Source organism: Aggregatibacter sp. (assembly GCF_057314075.1).
The window spans coordinates 1-19,491 of sequence record NZ_DBHLAR010000003.1 but is presented as its reverse complement, the minus strand read 5'-3'; the positions used below and the strand labels follow the sequence as shown (position 1 = coordinate 19,491).

Here is a 19,491-nt window from a genome sequence, read left to right as displayed (position 1 = left end):
TTAATCTATTAAAACTATGTTTACCAACCGCAACTTCAACGACCTCTACGCCTTCACCCAAGTCGTCAAACTCGGCAATTTCAGCCGTGCGGCGCAGTCGCTCGGGGTGCAGCCGTCGGCGCTCAGCCACCGTATGAACGATTTGGAAAACCGCTTAAATACCAAGCTGTTAAACCGCACCACCCGTTCCATGTCGCCCACCGAGGCGGGGCCGCGGCTGTATGAGCGGATTGCGCTGATGTTTGGCGGGATTCAGGAGGCGCTGGCGGCGTTGGGCGATTTGCGCGGCAAAGTGTCGGGCAGGCTGCGGATTAACGCCGCCGAAAACCCCGCCTATTACCTGATTTACCCCAAAGTGCGATCGTTTTTGGCGGCGTTTCCCGAGGTGGACGTGGAGATTCTGATCAGCAACAGTTGGTCGGACATCGTGGCGCAGGGCTTTGATTTTGGTGTAAGACCTTTGAGCGACGTGGCGCAGGACATGGTCGCCGTGCCGATTTCGGGCGAACGGGCGATGTGCGTCGTTGCCGCGCCCGACTATCTCACCCGCCACGGGCAGCCTGAAACGCCGTCCGAACTGGTGCAACACCGCTGCATCGTGCCTGCGTTCAACGCCTTTAACCGCTTGGACGACTGGGAATTTTTCCAAAACGGGCAAATCCACCGGGTGCGCGTGCCTGCCAGCCTCACCTTCAACAGCACGGCACTCATCAAAACCGCCGCCCTCGACGGCTTGGGGCTGACCTGGCTGCCGCACTACGCCGTCGCCGACGAACTCGCCTCGGGCGCACTGCTGGAAATTTTCGCTCACGCCCGTGCCATCTATCCGCCGATGGCCTTGTACTACCCGCCCAACCGCCACAAAACGCAGGCAGCGGAGGCGTTGATTGAGTGGTTGAAAATAGAAAAGGTCGTCTGAAACTCAACTTTCAGACGGCCTTTTGATTTTAATTTTTTAGCAAAGCCAAAGAATATTTCATCATTTCCTACTGGGAAAATATGTTGTTTATAAAGTGCGGTTTATTGCTTAATCATTTATCCGTACAATCCGCCTCATCAGATATTAAGGAGGCAACGATGAAAAAAATGCCTGTATTGTTTGTCGGGCATGGTAGCCCGATGAATGTGTTAGATAAAGAAAACCCATTCAATCAGAATTTCAGCCTAATTACGCAAAAGTTTGCCAAACCGAAAGCCATTTTGATGATTTCAGCGCATTGGTATAGCAGCCGTTTGCAGGTTTCATCGGGCGAACAGCCTGAAATGATTTACGATTTCTACGGTTTTCCTGAAGAACTCAGCCAAGTGCAATATCCGGCGCCCGGTTCGCCTGAGTTGGCGGAACAAGTGCGGTCGTTATTGCAGCCGGAAAATATCGAGCTGAACCCGACGCGCGGTTTTGATCATGGTACTTGGGCGGTGCTGAAATTTCTGTATCCCGATGCCGATATTCCTGTGGTGCAGCTCAGTCTTAACCGCTTACAACCGGCAGAGTGGCATTTCAATTTAGCGAAAAAGTTGTCTGTTTTACGCGAACAAGGCGTGTTGATTATCGGTAGCGGCAACATTGTGCATAATCTAAGAGCCATAAGCTGGGAACATATTGATCAAATCGGTGCGGGATACAACTGGGCGTATGCGTTCCGTGATCACATTAATCACGCCATGACCACGCAAAATAACGATGAATTGGTGCATTATGAGCAATTTGGTGAAAATGCGGCACTTTCCGTACCCACACCTGATCACTATTTGCCACTCTTGTATGTAATGGCGTTGCGTGAGCCGGATGAAAAAGTGGCATTTTTCAATGATAATTTGATTGCCGGTTCATTGAGTATGACCTCTGTGTTGGTGGGATGAAATGAACGCAACACTTTATGTTGAAATCTATAAATTGGTGTTGTAATAGGGCGGGGTGGTGGCGAGCATTTCGCTTTCAGTTGCCGAGTTTGAGGAACCGTTCACGCACGGATCCGCCCGGTAAAGTAACATGAGAAAACACAATGAGAGCGCTTCTTGCTTTGAAGGTGACAACAATCACGTTATGTTCTGAAAATTAGTGATTCGTTGTTGAAAATAAATTAATCACCAGCACGCCGGAAATAATCAGGGCAATTCCTAACATAGCGGGCATATCGAGTTTTTGTCCAAAGGCAAAGAAGGCAACCATCGCTGTCAAAATGATCCCTACGCCGGACCAAACGGCATAGACTAATCCGACAGGCAGGCTGCGGAAGACGATGGAGACCAAATAAAACGATAAGGCATAAATCAATAACGCACTTATGGTAGGAAGCTGTTTGGTAAAACCATCGCTTAATTTCAGCAAATTGGTGGCGATGACTTCCAAGCCGATAGCGCCACCCAGTAAAAGCCAAGGATTCATATTTTCTCTCTGTTTGTAAAATCTTTCTAAAAAATGACCGCACTTTAGAATGCGATTGAACCGTCCATGAAAAAACGACAATTTTGAACGGAATATAGCAAATTTGCATTACGCCGTCGCAATTCTTTTTTAGATAGGGTTTTTGAATTGATTTAATAGATTTCAATCGGTAAAACCTTTCTATATTATGCTTGGCGATATTTACTTCAAGCTAATACTATTTATTAAGGAGTTTTCTATGAGTGCTAAATGCCCTTTTTCTCATTTAACCAGCACGCCTTTAACGATGGGTAACGGCGCGCCTGTTGCCGATAACCAAAACAGTTTAACTGCCGGCCCACGTGGTCCGTTACTTGCGCAGGATTTATGGCTTAACGAAAAATTAGCGGATTTCGTGCGTGAAGTGATTCCGGAGCGTCGTATGCATGCGAAAGGTTCCGGTGCATTCGGCACCTTTACTGTGACGAATGACATCACTCAATACACCCGCGCCAAAATTTTCAGTGAAGTCGGCAAAAAAACGGAAATGTTTGCACGCTTTACGACCGTTGCCGGTGAACGTGGTGCTGCGGATGCGGAACGTGATATTCGTGGTTTTGCTTTAAAATTCTATACCGAAGAAGGGAACTGGGATTTAGTGGGTAACAACACGCCGGTATTTTTCTTGCGCGATCCGCGTAAATTTCCTGATTTAAATAAAGCGGTAAAACGCGATCCGCGCACGAATATGCGTTCAGCTACAAACAACTGGGACTTTTGGACATTATTGCCTGAGGCATTGCACCAAGTCACTGTTGTCATGAGTGATCGCGGTATTCCGGCAAGCTATCGCCATATGCACGGTTTCGGTTCACATACTTACAGTTTTTGGAACGAAGCGGGCGAACGTTTTTGGGTGAAATTCCACTTCCGTACCCAACAAGGCATTAAAAACTTAACCGATGCAGAAGCGGCTGCCGTCATCGCAAATGACCGTGAAAGTCATCAACGCGATCTGTATGAAGCGATTGAACGGGGTGATTTCCCGAAATGGACGTTATACGTACAAATTATGCCTGAAGCCGATGCGGAAAAAGTGCCTTACCACCCATTCGATTTAACTAAAGTATGGCCGAAAAAAGACTATCCATTAATTGAAGTAGGGGAGTTTGAACTTAACCGCAATCCGGAAAACTTCTTTGCTGATGTGGAACAATCTGCCTTTGCACCGAGTAACTTAGTGCCGGGGATCGGTGCAAGCCCGGATAAAATGTTGCAAGCGCGTTTATTCAACTATGCAGATGCACAACGTTATCGTTTAGGAGTGAACTACCGTCAAATTCCGGTAAATCGTCCACGTTGTCCGGTACACAGCAACCAACGTGATGGTTTTGGTCGTGTGGACGGTAACTACGGTAGCTTACCACACTATGAACCGAATAGTTTTAATCAATGGCAACAACAACCGGATTTTGCCGAACCACCACTTCGTATTAATGGTGATGCTGCGCACTGGGATTCCCGTAACGATGATAACGATTACTTCAGCCAACCGCGTGCATTATTTAACTTAATGAATTCGGAGCAAAAACAAGCGTTATTCAATAACACGGCAGCCGCAATGGGGGATGCACCTGATTTCATCAAATATCGTCACATTCGCAACTGTCATTGGTGTGATCCGGCGTATGGTGAAGGTGTTGCTAACGCATTAGGCTTAACTGTTGAAGATGCTTTAAAAGCACGTGAAGTAGATCCTGCTTTAGGTCAACCAGGATTGTTGTAATTTCAGGTTTTAATGCATATAGGTTTAGCGACAAAAAAACACCTGAAAAACGGATTGGACTTTATCATAAAAAATCACCTGAAATCTTAATAGCCGTGATGTGCAATTTTTCGATAGAGCTCAGTCAAAAATTACTTATAAAAAATCCCCTAAATTAAACATTTAGGGGATTTTTGTTTTTAATGATATGTGATTATTTCATGCCTTTCTTAACTAAATCCTCATAACCACCATGGTTGGTGACGTTGGTATAGCCGGCTTTTTTCAGCTCATTCAGTGCAGATTCTGCGCGGCGGCCACTACGGCAGTAGAGGTTAATCGGGGCATCTTTATCAGGGCTGACAGATTGGATGCGTTCAAGGATTTGATCGTGTGGAATATTAATCGCATCTTGTAAATGGCCTGCGTTAAATTCTTCAGCAGAGCGAACGTCAATCCAAACGCCTTTTGTGTTTGCTTGTTGTGCCATCGCTTTTTCTGTTTCTGGCATAGAGGCTGCAGAGGCAGCTAAGGGGGCTGTCATCGCAGCAGCGAAAACGATCGCAGTCATCAATTTTTTCATGATTTAATCTCCTTTTATATGGATGGTTATGTGTTTTGAATCGCCCATTATGTTACTCACAAACACGGCAGTAATAAATGGCAAATTAGCCCCAAAATGAGATGTTTTATGAATCGTTTTGATAGGAAATTTTAGGGGGGGTAACTAAATCTCAAGCGATCAGATGTTGAGTTTAGAAAAACAACTAAAAATCTGACCGCACTTTTTCTATCTAGCCAACGCTCGTTGCAAACTCTGCGTCCAAGCGGTTCTGAATGCGGCATCTTTGGCAAAAAGTTTGTATAGCTCGAGTTCATCTCGGTGGCGTTCACTCATCACATCGCGCAAAATAGCTTGGAAAGCCAATTCACGGGTATGAACATCCGGGTTGTTTTGATATTTTTGCTCAAAGTCTTTATGGCTACGGATGCGCTCAGTAATATTGATAAATTTTACCCGTTGCTCATCCGGTGTTGCGCTCCAATCTTGAAACCATCTTTCGTTAAATACACGAATAATTTCATCAATCGGATCTTTTTCTTTATCTTCACCATGCGTGCCACGTGGATTTGGATTTTGTGGGTCAAGTTCCGTTTCTTCATCATCTAATTTAATGCTGTAATTCAATTTAGTACGCGCCAAGCCGTAAGAGCTTAAATCTACGGCATCTAAAATTTCATCAAATTCATCCATTGGATCTTGCACTTTTAATTTGGGTACTAAGAACTTGAGGAACCAATAGAGCTTTTCCCAAGCAATATTTTCAAAATTGATGATGGAGGCCATTTGTCCGTAGATTTTTAAAAACTGTTTTGCCTTGATTTTAAAGTCTACTTTTGCTGTTTGTTCAAGATTCAAGTCATGATCGAAACGTTGAACCGCCACATCAATAATACTGCTTAATTGTTGTGCGTCTTTATTGGCAAAATAGCCTTCAGTAAAGTCGTTGACCTCCGCTTGTTCATACACGCCGGTTTCATCCAACTGATCTTTCAAATCATGCAAGACATTGACATCGGTTGCTTGAGACAACGAAGTAGAAGTATAAAACGGCTCAAATGCTTGCTGAATATCTTCAACTCTGTTAAAAAAGTCCAATACAAACAAATCTTCCGTGCGTTTACCCAACTTATTCGCACTGCGATTTAAGCGAGATAAAGCTTGCACACAAAGTACGCTGGAGAGTTTCTTATCCACATACATCGCACACAATTTCGGCTGGTCAAAACCGGTCAGATATTTATTGGCCACCACCAGCAAACGATATTCATCTTGATCGAAATACTCTTTGGTATCGCTTTCTGCAAACCCATTCATTTCCGCTTCGGTGTATTCAACGCCATCAACCACTTTACTGCCTGAAAACGCAATTGCAATTTTAAATGGATTGCCTCGCTCAGCCAGCAAGCGGTTTAATGCCTGAAAATAGCGGATGGCGGTTTCAATATTTTGCGTTACCACCATTCCCTTGGCTTTGCCTTTGAGTTTTTTACGGTTAAAGATTTGCTGGATAAAATGATCCAGCATCACCTCCGCTTTAGTATCAATCGTTTGTTGAGAGCGCTCCACATAAGCTTTCAGACGGCTTTGTGCCTTCTTACTATCAAACTCCGGATTATCTTCAATCGATTTAGTGATCTCATAAAAACTTTTATAAGTGGTGTAATTAGCGATCACATCTAAAATAAAGCCTTCTTCAATCGCCTGCTTCATGGAATAAAGATGGAACGGCTTAAATTTACCATCCGCCTGTTTCTCGCCGAATTTTTCCAAAGTGCTGTTTTTCGGTGTGGCAGTGAAAGCAAAATACGACGCATTGCCGCGCATTTTGCGGGATTGCATGGCGTGTAAAATCAAATCTTGCACATCTTCGGCATCAAGATCTTCCGTTTTGCCGATCGCTCGGTTCATATTGTCGTGTGCCGAACCGGATTGTGAGCTGTGCGCCTCATCAATAATTACCGCAAATTGTTTGTCACCCAAATCAGCAATGCCATCCACAATAAACGGGAATTTCTGAATCGTGGTAATAATGATTTTTTTGCCCTGCTCAAGCGATTGGCGCAATTCTGCCGAACTCAACGCCGGCGCAACAATGTTTTTCACTTCTGAAAAATCTTTGATATTGTCGCGCAGTTGCTTATCCAGTAAACGACGGTCGGTTACGACAATCACCGAATCAAAAATCGGGCGGTCTGCCTCTCTACCATTTGCTGCCAGCTCATTACGCGGATAAGCCTCAATCAACTGATACGCCAGCCAAGTAATGGAATTAGACTTACCTGAACCGGCAGAATGTTGAATCAAATAACGTTTACCCACGCCATGTTCGCTGACATCAGCAATTAAACGGCGGACCACCTCTAATTGATGATAGCGGGGGAAAAAGAGCGAGCGTTTCTCCAGCGGATCTTTTGTTGAACCATCTAAACGCATAAAATGCTGAATAATGTTGGCAAGACTGGCTTTGCTGAACACCTCTTGCCATAAATACGATGTGCGGTGTCCGTTGGGATTGGGCGGATTGCCCTTACCGCAGTTGTTGCCCAAATTAAACGGCAAGAAAAACGTAGCAGGCCCCGCCAATTTGGTGGTCATATAAGCTTCTTCCGTATCTAAAGCAAAATGCGCCAAACAACGCCCGAAATGGAACAGCGTTTGGCTTAAATCACGGTTGCGATATTGTTTTTGGGCATCAATGGCCGTCTGACCCGTCCAATGGTTTTTCAGCTCAAGGGTAATAATCGGCAAGCCATTGACAAACAGCACCATATCCACCGTTTCATTGCTTGAGGCAGAATAAGGCACTTGGCGCATACAGCTAAACAGATTTTGTTCAAAACGCTGTTTGACCTTTTCGCCACTGCTGGCAAGCGGAACAGGGTAGAGCAAATCAAAATGGGCGCTATCAATATCCAAGCCTTTTTTCAGCAGGTGCAACACGCCGTTTTTCTTCATTTGGCGGTCTAACCGCTCTAGAATTTTACGTTGCCAGTCGTTTGGGTTTAGCTGTTGAAAACGGGCAAGTTCTGCCTCTTGGCTGGTTTGCAGGAATTGCCAAAACAGACGCAAGTCAATCGCAAACTGCGCATCAAAATCCTGTGAAAATGCCAACTCAAATCCATGATGGCGTGGCAGGTATTCAGCCTTAGGCTCGCCCAGCTTATTTTCCATGTTTTCACGCCAAGTGCCGGTTAAGGCTTTTTCGATGGCAATTTCTAAATCTTTTTCCTTAGTTCCTGAAACCATTTTTCACCCTTTTGTGAAATTTTTAAAATTTATTCATTACGTCTAAGTTGCACAGCCGCCAATATTCAAAATCCATCGGATTTTTTGACCGCACTTTTCACACTGATACCCGCACCTTGCCGGTCACCACATCGTTAATCAATACGCTTTTATACTCTTTCAGTTTTTCAATATGGGCTGTTTTTAATGCGATTGCTTGATCGATTTTGGTTGCTTGTTTATTGAGGTAAATAGCAATTTTTTGTTGTTCCTCTAAATCTGGTAATGGAAGATAAAAATTTTTGATTGCTTGAAAGTTTAGTCCCTCGCGTCCACCTCCTTGTTGAAAGAACCAAATTTGTTTTTGTCCAATTTCTGAAGCTAATAGCATATTCAAAAAAATTGTATTAATTTTTTTATTTGGACGAATAATACAAACATGCTGGTTCACATTCATTTCTTCATTCGAATCTACATAAAAACAACGTCCTAAAGAGCCCCCCGTAATATTTAAAAGTACATCTCCTTTACGTACCTTACTATTTTTCATTGAATTATGTGTAAATTCAGAAATTCTTGCTACATCATTTAAATCAATGCGATCAAAGTGTATATTTTGACTGCGTAATAATGGTATGCCACCATCAATATAATTTGAACCACCTCCTAAAGGGGTAATTCCACTACCTATTTTGGAAGTAACATGTTTAATTTTCTTCACTTCCCAATGCTCCGGCACTTGCCCTATCCACTCCACACCGGAATCTTTTAACGGCATATCAGGGTTTAAGCCACGGGTTACAGCATTTTGAATCAGAATCTGCTTGTGCTCTTTCAACAGGGCAATCTGCTTTTCTGCCAAATCCACCGCCTGATCGATTTTAGCGGTTTTATTGTCTAGGAATTGTGCGATTTTTTGTTGTTCGGAAAGAGGAGGAGCAACCAAAATACTGTCTGAAATATGACCATAGTTAATTGTTTGTCTAACACCTGAACCTAATAATTTCATATACGCAACATCGTATCTATGTAATAAATACGAAAAGTATTTTTTGTTAATTATTTGTTTTGCTTTTAAAACAATGTAACCAGCACTTACAACAACGTCTATTTCTGATAAAGCAATTCTCAAACTAATTAAGTCATAATTTAAGTTTAAAGGATTTATTAAAAATTCTCCTTTTAACACCTCTTGATACGAACGTTTTGTTGCCTCTGTTACTTTATCGTCATCTTTTTCAATAACTTTACCAAAACTAATGGCTCCACAATTAAGAGACAGGTTTTGCTTATGTTTTTTTTCAACAAATAATTGTTTCAAGCGTTTTAATTCCCAATGGCTAGGCACATCCCCCAACCATTCCACGCCCGAATCTTTGTAACTATCGTATCGTCTCATTTGCAAAAAATCCTTAAAATCTGACCGCTCTTATTGATTCAATTTGTGACTCTGCTAAAGCTTCGCTTAAACATCACAAAATGCGCTTTATATTCCCAAAATCTCACTAATCAAGCCGTCTGCTTGTTTTTCCAGCGCAAGAATGTCTTGGGCAACTTCCGCAAGGCTGCGCAATGGCTTATGGCGGTAGAAGTATTTGTTGAAGCTTATTTCATAGCCGATTTTCACGCTTTCCATATTCAGCCATGCTTCGCTGATGTGCAGTTGTACTTCAGTTTTGAAATAATCGTGGATATTTTGTTTGAGTGGTATGGATTCGCTGTCGCGTAAGTCGCTGCTGGTTTCATATAGGATATATTCGCCTGCTTTTTCGGTGGCGTAATAGCCAAAGTCTGCCAGCTCGTCGGCTTGGCATTGGTAGCGGGCGCAAAGTGTTTGTACTTCGTCTGGCTTGAGTTTGACGGTTTTTGCAATGACTTTAGCGGCGTTTTCGTTATACCAACTGACGGCATTGAAGATGGCTTTTTTCTCTGTGGTAGAGAGGGCAATTTTTGCAGATTTCAAATCATTTTCGACCGCTTGTTTGAATTGGTTGAAATCATCAAATTGGGTTGAGCCAAAATGCTCGAGCAATGTTGATGCCTTCTGAAAAAGTGCGGCGGCGTTTTCCCACGTTTTAATATCCAACAGCTTGGTCTTGTTTTTGTTGTTTAAAGCAATGCCTTGTGTTTCACACCAAGCAGTGATTTCTTGCTCTGTTTCAGCTAAATATTCGGCGTTGTAAACCTGTTCGCCATGTTGCTGATAAAGATATTGCATCGGCTCAAACAGAGCCTTATCAAAACGTAAGGATGCAATATTTTCTGCGGTAAATTGGGCAGAACGACGATCCGGGCGTTCGATGGTGACTTTATAATAGCCGAAATCTTGATTGTCAAAAATCTGCGAAGCCAGGCCGACCGCTTCATTTTGGCTGTCGATTTCGCGCGCTTTGGCGGTGAAATCAAGATAGTTTTGGGTAATTTCGGCGATATGTTCAGGTGCAAATTCGCAGTTTTTATCGCCAAGGTTTTTACGCAATTTGCGGAATAAGAGGCTGGCATCAATCAGCTGTACTTTGCCTTTACGTGCTTCGGGTTTATTGTTGGACAGCAACCAAATATAGGTGGTAATGCCTGTGTTGTAGAACAGGTTGTTAGGCAGCTGTACGATGGCCTCCAGCAAATCATTCTCAATGATATGGCGACGGATATTGCTTTCCCCCGAACCTGCATCGCCGGTAAAGAGGCTTGAGCCGTTATGTACGGAGGCCACTCGGCTGCCGATTTTATTATTAGGTGCTTTCATTTTGCTGACCATTTCCATTAGGAATAGCAGCTGTCCATCACTGGAACGAGGTGTAGCATCAAGGATTTCTTCTTTTCCCCAGTAATCAGGCAAGCTAACTTTAAAGCGACTATCGATAACATCATTGCCATCTTTAATATAAGCTTGGTCACTGCTCCAGCTTTTGCCGTATGGCGGATTGGAAAGCATAAAGTCGAAACAACTACCTTGGAAGCTATCGGTTGCAAGGGTGGAACCAACTTTGATGTTTTCAGGATCGTCGCCTTTAATCATCATGTCGGATTTGCAGATGGCGTAAGTTTCGTCGTTGATTTCTTTGCCAAATAGGAAAATTGAACGCTCGCCTTGCGATTCTGGTAGCGGATATTTTTGTTCAATAAAGTTTTGTGATTCGGTCAACATACCGCCACTGCCGCAAGCCGGGTCGTAAATCGTAATAATCGCCGGAATTTGAGTTTTAAGTGGATCAAAGACTAAATGGGTCATAAGCTCAATCACTTCGCGTGGCGTAAAGTGCTCGCCAGCTTCTTCGTTGTTTTCTTCGTTAAACCTACGAATCAGTTCTTCAAACACATAGCCCATACCCAGATTGCTCAAGGCAGGCAATTTGTTGCCATCCGGGTCTTGTTGCTCTTTAGGCGTAAGGTTGATGTAAGGGGAGATAAATTTTTCCAACACACTCAGCAAAACATTTTTATGGGACATGTGGCGGATTTGTTCACGCAGCTTGAAGCAGTTGATAATTTCCTTCACGTTGGCACTAAAACCATCAAGGTATTCTTCAAAATTGGCCAGCATATATTGCGGTGTATTGCTGGCGGTTTGATAGAGGGATTTCAGCGTCCATTTTGAGGTGTTATAAAAAACATGGCCTGTAATTTTTTTTAGGGGAAGATCATCCAATTCGGTGAATGCTAATTCTTCTTTTTGAAAGCGTACTTCTTCCAATACCGCTTCTTTGCTTGGCTCAAGTAACGTATCCAAACGACGAAGCACAAACATTGGCAAAATCACATCACGATATTTACCACGCACATAGACATCGCGCAGACAATCGTCAGCAATGCTCCAAATAAAAGAAACAAGTTTGTTGTGAACTGAATGATCCATATTTATTCCTGAATGATTTGTTTTTATTTTGACGCAATATTGTTACTGATTTTGAGTTAACGAACAATTTCCACTTTTAAATAAAGAGTTATTTTGCTTTGCCATTACCCCAAAACACCTAAAAATCTGACCGCACTTTGAACTATTTTAGAACTATTTCACACTCAATCTCACCGCCACGGTTTCGCCAGCCTCAAGATAGCGATGGATTCGCGCGGTTTCTACGCATACCATGGTTTGATAGTCGTTTTCAGCCATGCTGCTTGTGGCTTTGTGCCATGGGTTCCATAACACCACATCGCTGGCATTTTGATGTGTTACGAATAGGGTGCGTTGGTTGGCTTGGTCGTGAATTTCTGTTGGTTGCTGTGGGGCGGCATAAATGCAATCCACGTTTTCATTGATGGCGCGTGGTGAAGGCACGGTTTCCTGTGATTGGGTCAGGGAGTTAAAACAGGTTGTTGGCAGGTTGACGATCGTCGTGTTGGCGATGTTGCCAATGTTGAAATAACTGTGTAGAGCCAGTTGCACGTTTTCCATGCCGGTTTCGCCGTAGTGAGTAAAGCGTACATCGCAATGTTCGGTGAACAGCATTTCAATTTTAGCCAAGATGAGGTGGTGTTTTGAAAACAACGAAAAAACCAACCGCACTTTATCATTGCCAATCTCATAGTCGCTTAGTTGCCACAGCCTGGTACGGGCGAAACCGTGCGCCGGTGTGCCGGCATTACCAAACCATGGGTAGCAAATAGGGATGCCGCCGCGAATGGCGTTGCCGGCTTTAAACGGCTCAATGTCACTTAACCACAATACATCTTGTTTGCTGTGCGCCGGTTGCCAACTGAATAAATGCGCCCCTTGCAAGGCGATTTTGGCGGTGCCGACGCGGTGGTGTAAATGTAAAACTGGAATGTCGTTGTAAGCATATAAGCTCAATTCTGGTGTGATTTGTTGTTGTAATTGAATGTTCATCATCTTGTCCTTGTTGATTCAGAAAGAAGGGGAAATCTGCTATACTGTGCCGACTTTTTAACAGGTGAAAAATAATGGCGTATTCAAAACAAATTAGCAAGGCGTTTTCCCCAGACGGTGCATTAAGTGCACACATCAAGGGCTTTCGTCCCCGCGCAGAACAGCTTGACATGGCGACGGCGGTGGGCAATGCCATTGAACAGCAAGGGGCGTTAGTGGTGGAAGCCGGCACAGGCACGGGCAAAACCTTTGCGTATTTGGCGCCGGCGTTATTGGCGAAAAAGAAAACCATCATTTCCACCGGTTCCAAAAATTTGCAAGATCAGTTGTTTAATCGTGACCTGCCGGCCATTCAAAAAGCTCTCGGGTACAGCGGCAAAATTGCGTTGCTCAAAGGGCGTGCTAATTATTTATGTTTAGAACGTTTGGAGCAGGTGATTGCGCAAGGCGTATTGGGTGATCGCAATGTGCTGCATGATTTATCCAAAGTGCGCAAATGGCGCAATGCCACGAAGACCGGTGATTTGTCCGAATGTATTGAAATTGCCGAAGATAGCCCGATTTTGCCTCAACTCACCAGTACGGCGGAAAGTTGTTTGGGGAGTGATTGTCCTAATTATGCGGATTGTTTTGTGGCATTGGCGCGTAAAAAAGCGTTGAATGCGGATTTGGTGGTGGTCAATCATCACTTATTTTTTGCCGACATGGCAGTGAAAGAAAACGGCTTCGGCGAATTGATCCCGAATGCAGAAGTGATTGTGTTTGATGAAGCGCACCAACTGCCTGATATTGCCAGCCAATATTTTGGTCAATCGGTGACATCTCGCCAACTTTTTGATTTATGTAAAGACATTCAAATTACCTACCGCACCGAAGTGAAAGATATGAAACAGCTTGGTGTGGCGGCAGATCAGCTGTTAAAAATCGTGCAGGATTTTCGTTTAATGTTGGGTGAAGGTAATTTGCGCGGCAACTGGCGGCAAATGCTACAACAAAGTGCGGTCAAAAAAGCCTTTGATTTTTTATTGGAAAAACTGAATTTCACCGCTGAAGTGGTGAAATTAGGCTTGGGGCGTTCACAAACGCTAGACAGCATTTTTGAGCGCATCGCGCAGTTACAAAATTTACTTAAACGCCTAACGGAAACAGAAATCACCGGCTATTGCTATTGGTTTGAATGTATTGGTCGTCAGTTTGGGTTGCATATTACCCCGCTTACCGTAGCGGATAAATTCGGTGAGCAAATGGCAAAACAAAAATGCGCCTGGATTTTCACCTCTGCCACCTTGGAAGTGGGCGGTACTTTTGCCCATTTTTGCCAGCGTTTAGGCATTCAACAGGCTGCGCAGAAAATTCTGCCAAGCCCCTTTAATTATGCGGAGCAATCCTTGCTGTGCGTGCCACGTTATCTGCCGGCAACCAATCACAGCGGCACGTTCACTCAATTAGGCAAAATGTTACTGCCGATTATCGAAGCCAACCAAGGCCGTTGTTTTGTGCTTTGTACGTCGTATGCCATGATGCGTAGCCTGGCGGATTATTTTCGTGAAAACAGTGAGCTGACGATTTTATTGCAGGGCGAAACGGCGAAAACCACGCTGTTGGAACAATTTATTTCGCAATCGCACAGCGTGCTGGTGGCCACCTCCAGTTTTTGGGAAGGCGTGGACGTGCGGGGCGATGCGTTGTCATTGGTGATTATTGATAAACTGCCGTTTACTGCGCCTGATGAGCCATTATTGAAAGCCCGCATTGAAGATTGCCGTTTGCAAGGAGGCGATCCGTTTAATGATATTCAAATTCCCGAAGCGGTGATTACCTTGAAGCAGGGCGTAGGGCGGTTAATTCGTGATGTGACCGATCGCGGTGCTGTGATTATTTGCGATAACCGCTTGGTGATGCGACCTTATGGGGAAACTTTTTTACGCAGTTTGCCGAATTTTAAACGTACTCGGGATTTGCACAAAGTGGTACAATTCTTAACAACGTTAAAGACAGACGATAACAACGAATCAATATAAATATGAAAAATGTCACATTATTAGCTTTAGATACCGCAACAGAGGCTTGTTCTGTTGCTTTGTTACGCGGCGGTGAAAAAACACATTTAGCGCAATTTGCACAGCGTGAACACACCAAACATATTTTGCCGATGGTGGATGAAATTTTGGCACAAGCAGGCATTACGCTACATCAAGTGGATGCCTTGGTTTTCGGTCGAGGCCCGGGCAGTTTTACCGGTGTACGTATTGGCGCAGGGATTGCGCAAGGGTTAGCCTTCGGGGCTGCGTTGCCGGTGATTCCGGTGTCCAATTTAGCTGCGATGGCGCAAGCCGCATACGTGCAATATCAGGCGGAAAATGTGTTGACGGCGATTGATGCACGTATGAATGAAGTGTATTTCGCCCAATGGCAAGCGCAAAAAGTGCGGTCAGATTTCGGTGAGTTTTTAGATTGGCAGCCGATGATTGCCGAGCAGGTTTGTAGTCCGTCAAAAGCCATTGAGCAAGTGGCTCAACAACATCATGAAAACGCCGTTTTAGCAGGAACCGGCTGGGCGGCTTATCCTGAGTTAAACGAAGCGAATCTTGGTAAAGCGACAGAGATCACCTTGCCTTCCGCATTATATATGCTGGATTTGGCATTGCCAAAATGGTTTGCCGGCGAGACCATTAGCCCGTTGGAGATTGAGCCGATTTACTTACGCAATGAAGTAACGTGGAAGAAATTGCCGGGGCGAGAATAGATTTTAATCACCTTTTGAGAGGAGCATTAAAATGAGCAAAAAAATAGGGTTAATATTTACCGCACTTTCTCTTGTTTTAACCGGTTGTGTGTCGGCGCCTCAAGGGTTAGAGCCAAAACAATTTGATGCGTTAAATTTAAACAAACTCCAACCGCAAGATTATGATTGTCGTTGTGTGAAAGTCCGATTGGGCGGCAAAGTGATTTCCGCTACGGCATTGAAAAATCAGACAAAAGTGGAAGTGTTGAATCAAACGGTTGCCTATTTCTCCGCAAAACCGATCATTGATAGCCACAGTAATGGACGTTTTATTGCCTATTTAAACGGCTTTGTGGATCCGGAAAACTTAAAAGATCAATACATTACCATTGCCGGCGTGCTAAGTGGCAAAGAGCAGGGCAAAATTGATCAAGCGGATTACCGCTATCCGGTGGTGCAGGCGCATCAATATCGTCTTTGGAAGTTAGTACAAGAATATTATTACGATCCGGACGATATGTATGATTACGGGCCGTTTTATCCATACGGTTGGGGCGCACCGAGATTCATGTGGGCCGAACGACGTCTTCGCTATAATTTGTATTAAGTTTGGGCGGAATGTTAGAATTCCGCCTCATTTTATAAAAATAAAGAAAAAAGATAAGGAATCATCATGACTAAACCTTGGTTTCAAAATTATCCGGAAGGTTCTGAGCGTGAATTGGATACGTCAGAATATGATTCGATTTTAGATATGTTTGATAAAGCGATTCGCGAACATCCTGACCGTGCCGCTTACATTAATATGGGACAAGTGTTAACGTTTCGTAAATTGGAAGAACGCAGTCGTGCTTTTGCAGCCTATTTGCAAAATGAATTGAAGTTAGAACGTGGTGATCGTGTGGCATTAATGATGCCGAATTTGTTGCAATATCCTATCGCGTTATTTGGGATTTTACGTGCCGGCCTTGTGGTGGTGAACGTGAATCCGCTTTATACGCCACGCGAGTTAGAACATCAACTTCAAGACAGCGGCGCCAAAGCCATTGTGGTGGTGTCTAACTTTGCCTCTACGTTAGAGAAAATTGTATTCAACACCGCTGTAAAACACGTCATTCTGACCCGTATGGGCGATCAGTTGTCTTTTGGTAAACGCACATTAGTGAACTTTGTGGTGAAATACGTGAAGAAACTCGTGCCAAAATATAAGTTGCCAAATGCGGTCACGTTCCGTGAAGTGTTGAGTGTCGGTAAATATCGTCAATATGTGCGTCCGCAAATAGAACGCGATGATTTGGCCTTTTTACAATACACAGGTGGTACGACGGGCGTAGCAAAAGGGGCGATGTTGTCGCACGGTAATATTATCGTGAATGTGTTCCAAGCCAAGTGGATTGCTCATCCTTTTGTGGGTGATCGTAGTCGTGAACGATTAGCCATTTTGGCTTTGCCTCTGTATCACGTTTTCGCCCTCACCGTGAACTGTTTGCTGTTTATTGAATTGGGGGTGACTGCCGTATTAATTACGAACCCGCGTGATATTCCGGGTTTCGTAAAAGAACTGAAAAAATATCCGTTTGTGGCGATTACCGGCGTGAATACCTTGTTTAATGCTCTGTTAAACAATGACGAGTTGAAGAACGTGAATTTCTCTGCCTTAAAACTTTCTGTGGGCGGCGGCATGGCGATTCACCAATCCGTTGCAACTCGTTGGCATGAATTGACCGGTTGTAACATTATTGAAGGTTACGGCATGACGGAATGCTCTCCGCTAATTGCGGCATGCCCGGTGAATGTGGTGAAGCATAACGGCAGTATTGGTGTGCCGGTTCCGAACACCGATATTCGAATTGTGAAAGAGGACGGCTCTGAAGCAGCTCTCGGTGAAGCAGGGGAGTTGTGGGTGAAAGGCGAACAGGTGATGCAAGGTTATTGGCAACGCCCGGAAGCCACCGCGGAAGTGATCAAAGACGGTTGGATGGCAACCGGTGATATTGTGATCATGGATGAAAGTTACAGTTTGCGCATTGTGGATCGCAAAAAAGACATGATTTTGGTGTCCGGTTTTAACGTGTATCCGAATGAAATCGAAGATGTGGCGATGTTAAACAATAAAGTGGCGGAAGTGGCGGCAATCGGTGTACCCAATGAGGTATCCGGCGAAACCATCAAACTTTTTGTTGTGAAGAAAGATGAAAGTTTAACCCGCGATGAATTGCGACAACACTGCCGTAAATATTTAACCGGCTATAAAATCCCAAAAGACATTGAGTTCCGTGAGGAATTGCCGAAAACCAACGTAGGTAAAATTTTACGTCGTGTTTTACGTGATGAAGAAATGGCGAAACATGTGACAACCGCCTAAGTTATTTTATTAATCAATTCAAGAGAGAATGTCGCTTTATGGCACATTCTCTCCTTTATTTCTATGACATATCAAATAAAAGAATGTAACGCCTCACCACGCTTTCAATTAATTACTGATGATCAGGCGTTGTTTGATGTTTGTGAACAGGCAAGAACACAAAGTGCGGTGGCATTAGACACTGAATTTATTCGAGTCAGAACCCTGTACCCGAAATTAGGCTTAATTCAATTATATGCCGGTGATGAAGTGGCGTTAATTGACCCGACAACAATTCAGGATTTTTCTCCTTTTATTGCCTTACTTGCGGATGAAAGCGTACTGAAAGTATTGCATGCTTGCGGTGAGGATCTGGAAGTTTTTCAACATTATTTTGCGCAATTACCACAGCCTATGTGCGATACACAGGTGATGGCGAATTTTCTTGGTTTTGCCGGTTCCGCCGGTTTTGCTACGTTGGTACAACATTATTTCCACATTGAAATTGATAAAGGGGCGTCACGCACCGATTGGTTGGCGCGCCCGTTATCAGAGATACAGTTACGATATGCCGCTGCGGATGTATGGTATTTATTGCCTTTATATGCGCAAATGCAGATACAACTTGCGCAAACCGAATGGCAAAGTGCGGTCAAAAATGAATGTGAATTTTTGCTGCACAAACGCGCTCACGCTGTTAAAAATCCTGATACGGCTTATTTTGCGATTCCTAATGCGTGGAAGTTAAATTCCTTAGAATTAATGCGTTTAAAATTGCTCGCAAAATGGCGTATGGAAGAAGCCATAAAACGTGATTTAGCGTTAAATTTTGTGGTACGTGCAGAAAATTTATGGCAAGTGGCAAAATATAACCCGAAGAATACCTCGACTTTATTGGAACTAGGTTTGAGCACGGCAGAAGTTCGTATTCATGGTAAGAAATTGCTACAAATTATTGATCAGGTGAAACGTATTTCAGAGGAGGATTATCCGCAGCCAATTCAACGTCTGGCGGATGATTCGCGCTATAAAGCCGCATTGAAGGCATTACAACAACAATTAATTCAGATTGCTCCAGATAATTTACCAAAAGAAGTGATTGCCAGTAAGCGTCATTTAGAAAGTCTGATGAAGTGGCACTGGCGAAAAGAAACGGAGGATGAGCCGCCGGAATTATTAAGTGGTTGGCGTAAACCATTTGGTGAAAGCCTGTTGGAATCCTTAAAAGCATTCGATGCATAAGATATTTAAATAAAAAAAGTGCGGTGAATTTTTATGACGTTTAAAAACGTGTTGAAAATCCACCGCACTTTTTATTGATGGCGATTATTGCAATTTCTTATCTTCAAACTCACCATTGAGACTTTCTAAGAAAGAAGTAATGTCATCAATGTCTTGCTGTTTCGTTCCTTTTATCTCTCCAAGAAATATCCAATTCCTTTATAACAATCAAAGAGAAAAAATACCAATGATCATGCTGAATATAAGAAGAGGGATTTGATAGTTTCCGTAAGGGGAGGTAGATGCGTTTAATAAACAAAGATAATGCATTACCCCATTAAAGATAAAGTAAATATTAAGAGAAAGAATATATTAAATAATTAGGAACTTATATTTGGTGGGTCGTGAAGGATTCGAACCTTCGACCAACGGATTAAAAGTCCGCTGCTC

The 19,491-nt window shown here is 43.6% G+C and carries 14 protein-coding genes; 8 read left to right on the top strand and 6 right to left on the bottom strand.

Annotation, left to right across the window (positions count from 1 at the left end):
• Window positions 1–16 precede the first annotated feature (16 nt).
• Both ACO5E4_RS01540 and ygiD read left to right on the top strand, forming a co-directional pair.
• Window positions 17–919 (top strand): LysR family transcriptional regulator, encoded by a 903-nt coding sequence (locus tag ACO5E4_RS01540; protein ID WP_485861828.1) that lies wholly within the window; start codon window positions 17–19, stop codon window positions 917–919.
• Between the two features lie 158 nt (window positions 920–1,077).
• Complete coding sequence (gene ygiD / locus ACO5E4_RS01535; protein ID WP_485861827.1) at window positions 1,078–1,863, top strand: 4,5-DOPA-extradiol-dioxygenase; 786 nt, start codon at window positions 1,078–1,080, stop codon at window positions 1,861–1,863.
• A gap of 196 nt (window positions 1,864–2,059) precedes the next feature.
• Here the strand turns inward: ygiD and ACO5E4_RS01530 are convergent, their stop codons facing one another.
• The gene (locus tag ACO5E4_RS01530; protein WP_485861826.1) at window positions 2,060–2,389 is read right to left on the bottom strand and encodes a DMT family transporter; all 330 of its coding nucleotides are present in this window, start codon (window positions 2,387–2,389) and stop codon (window positions 2,060–2,062) included.
• Between the two features lie 238 nt (window positions 2,390–2,627).
• Here ACO5E4_RS01530 and ACO5E4_RS01525 point away from each other — a divergent pair, with 238 nt between their 5' ends.
• Window positions 2,628–4,154, top strand: coding sequence for a catalase (locus ACO5E4_RS01525; protein ID WP_485861825.1), 1,527 nt, complete (start codon window positions 2,628–2,630; stop codon window positions 4,152–4,154).
• Window positions 4,155–4,347: 193 nt separating this feature from the next.
• On the opposite strand, the gene ACO5E4_RS01520 is transcribed toward ACO5E4_RS01525, so the two are convergent.
• The 5 genes from ACO5E4_RS01520 to ACO5E4_RS01500 form a co-directional block, all read right to left on the bottom strand.
• Window positions 4,348–4,716 carry a rhodanese-like domain-containing protein gene (locus ACO5E4_RS01520; RefSeq protein ID WP_048750209.1) on the bottom strand — a complete coding sequence of 123 codons (369 nt, stop codon included), beginning with the start codon at window positions 4,714–4,716 and terminating at the stop codon, window positions 4,348–4,350.
• Between the two features lie 207 nt (window positions 4,717–4,923).
• The gene (locus tag ACO5E4_RS01515; RefSeq protein WP_485861824.1) at window positions 4,924–7,944 is read right to left on the bottom strand and encodes a type I restriction endonuclease subunit R; all 3,021 of its coding nucleotides are present in this window, start codon (window positions 7,942–7,944) and stop codon (window positions 4,924–4,926) included.
• A 97-nt stretch (window positions 7,945–8,041) separates the two neighbouring features.
• On the bottom strand, window positions 8,042–9,322 hold the full coding sequence (locus ACO5E4_RS01510) for a restriction endonuclease subunit S (RefSeq protein WP_485861823.1): 1,281 nt from the start codon (window positions 9,320–9,322) through the stop codon (window positions 8,042–8,044).
• Window positions 9,323–9,409: 87 nt separating this feature from the next.
• A complete protein-coding gene (locus ACO5E4_RS01505; protein WP_485861822.1) occupies window positions 9,410–11,779 on the bottom strand; it encodes a type I restriction-modification system subunit M in 2,370 nt (789 codons plus the stop codon).
• Between the two features lie 153 nt (window positions 11,780–11,932).
• Complete coding sequence (locus tag ACO5E4_RS01500; RefSeq protein ID WP_485861821.1) at window positions 11,933–12,754, bottom strand: D-hexose-6-phosphate mutarotase; 822 nt, start codon at window positions 12,752–12,754, stop codon at window positions 11,933–11,935.
• 71 nt (window positions 12,755–12,825) lie between these two features.
• Between ACO5E4_RS01500 and yoaA the strand changes: the two genes are divergently transcribed.
• From yoaA to rnd, 5 genes are all read left to right on the top strand, one after another.
• A complete protein-coding gene (yoaA, locus tag ACO5E4_RS01495) occupies window positions 12,826–14,772 on the top strand; it encodes a DNA repair helicase YoaA (RefSeq protein WP_485861820.1) in 1,947 nt (648 codons plus the stop codon).
• 2 nt (window positions 14,773–14,774) lie between these two features.
• The gene (gene tsaB, locus ACO5E4_RS01490; protein WP_485861819.1) at window positions 14,775–15,497 is read left to right on the top strand and encodes a tRNA (adenosine(37)-N6)-threonylcarbamoyltransferase complex dimerization subunit type 1 TsaB; all 723 of its coding nucleotides are present in this window, start codon (window positions 14,775–14,777) and stop codon (window positions 15,495–15,497) included.
• A 31-nt stretch (window positions 15,498–15,528) separates the two neighbouring features.
• On the top strand, window positions 15,529–16,083 hold the full coding sequence (locus ACO5E4_RS01485; protein ID WP_485861818.1) for a Slp family lipoprotein: 555 nt from the start codon (window positions 15,529–15,531) through the stop codon (window positions 16,081–16,083).
• A 66-nt stretch (window positions 16,084–16,149) separates the two neighbouring features.
• Window positions 16,150–17,841 (top strand): long-chain-fatty-acid--CoA ligase FadD, encoded by a 1,692-nt coding sequence (fadD, locus tag ACO5E4_RS01480; protein WP_485861817.1) that lies wholly within the window; start codon window positions 16,150–16,152, stop codon window positions 17,839–17,841.
• 63 nt (window positions 17,842–17,904) lie between these two features.
• Window positions 17,905–19,062, top strand: coding sequence for a ribonuclease D (rnd, locus tag ACO5E4_RS01475; protein ID WP_485861816.1), 1,158 nt, complete (start codon window positions 17,905–17,907; stop codon window positions 19,060–19,062).
• Window positions 19,063–19,491: the final 429 nt, after the last annotated feature.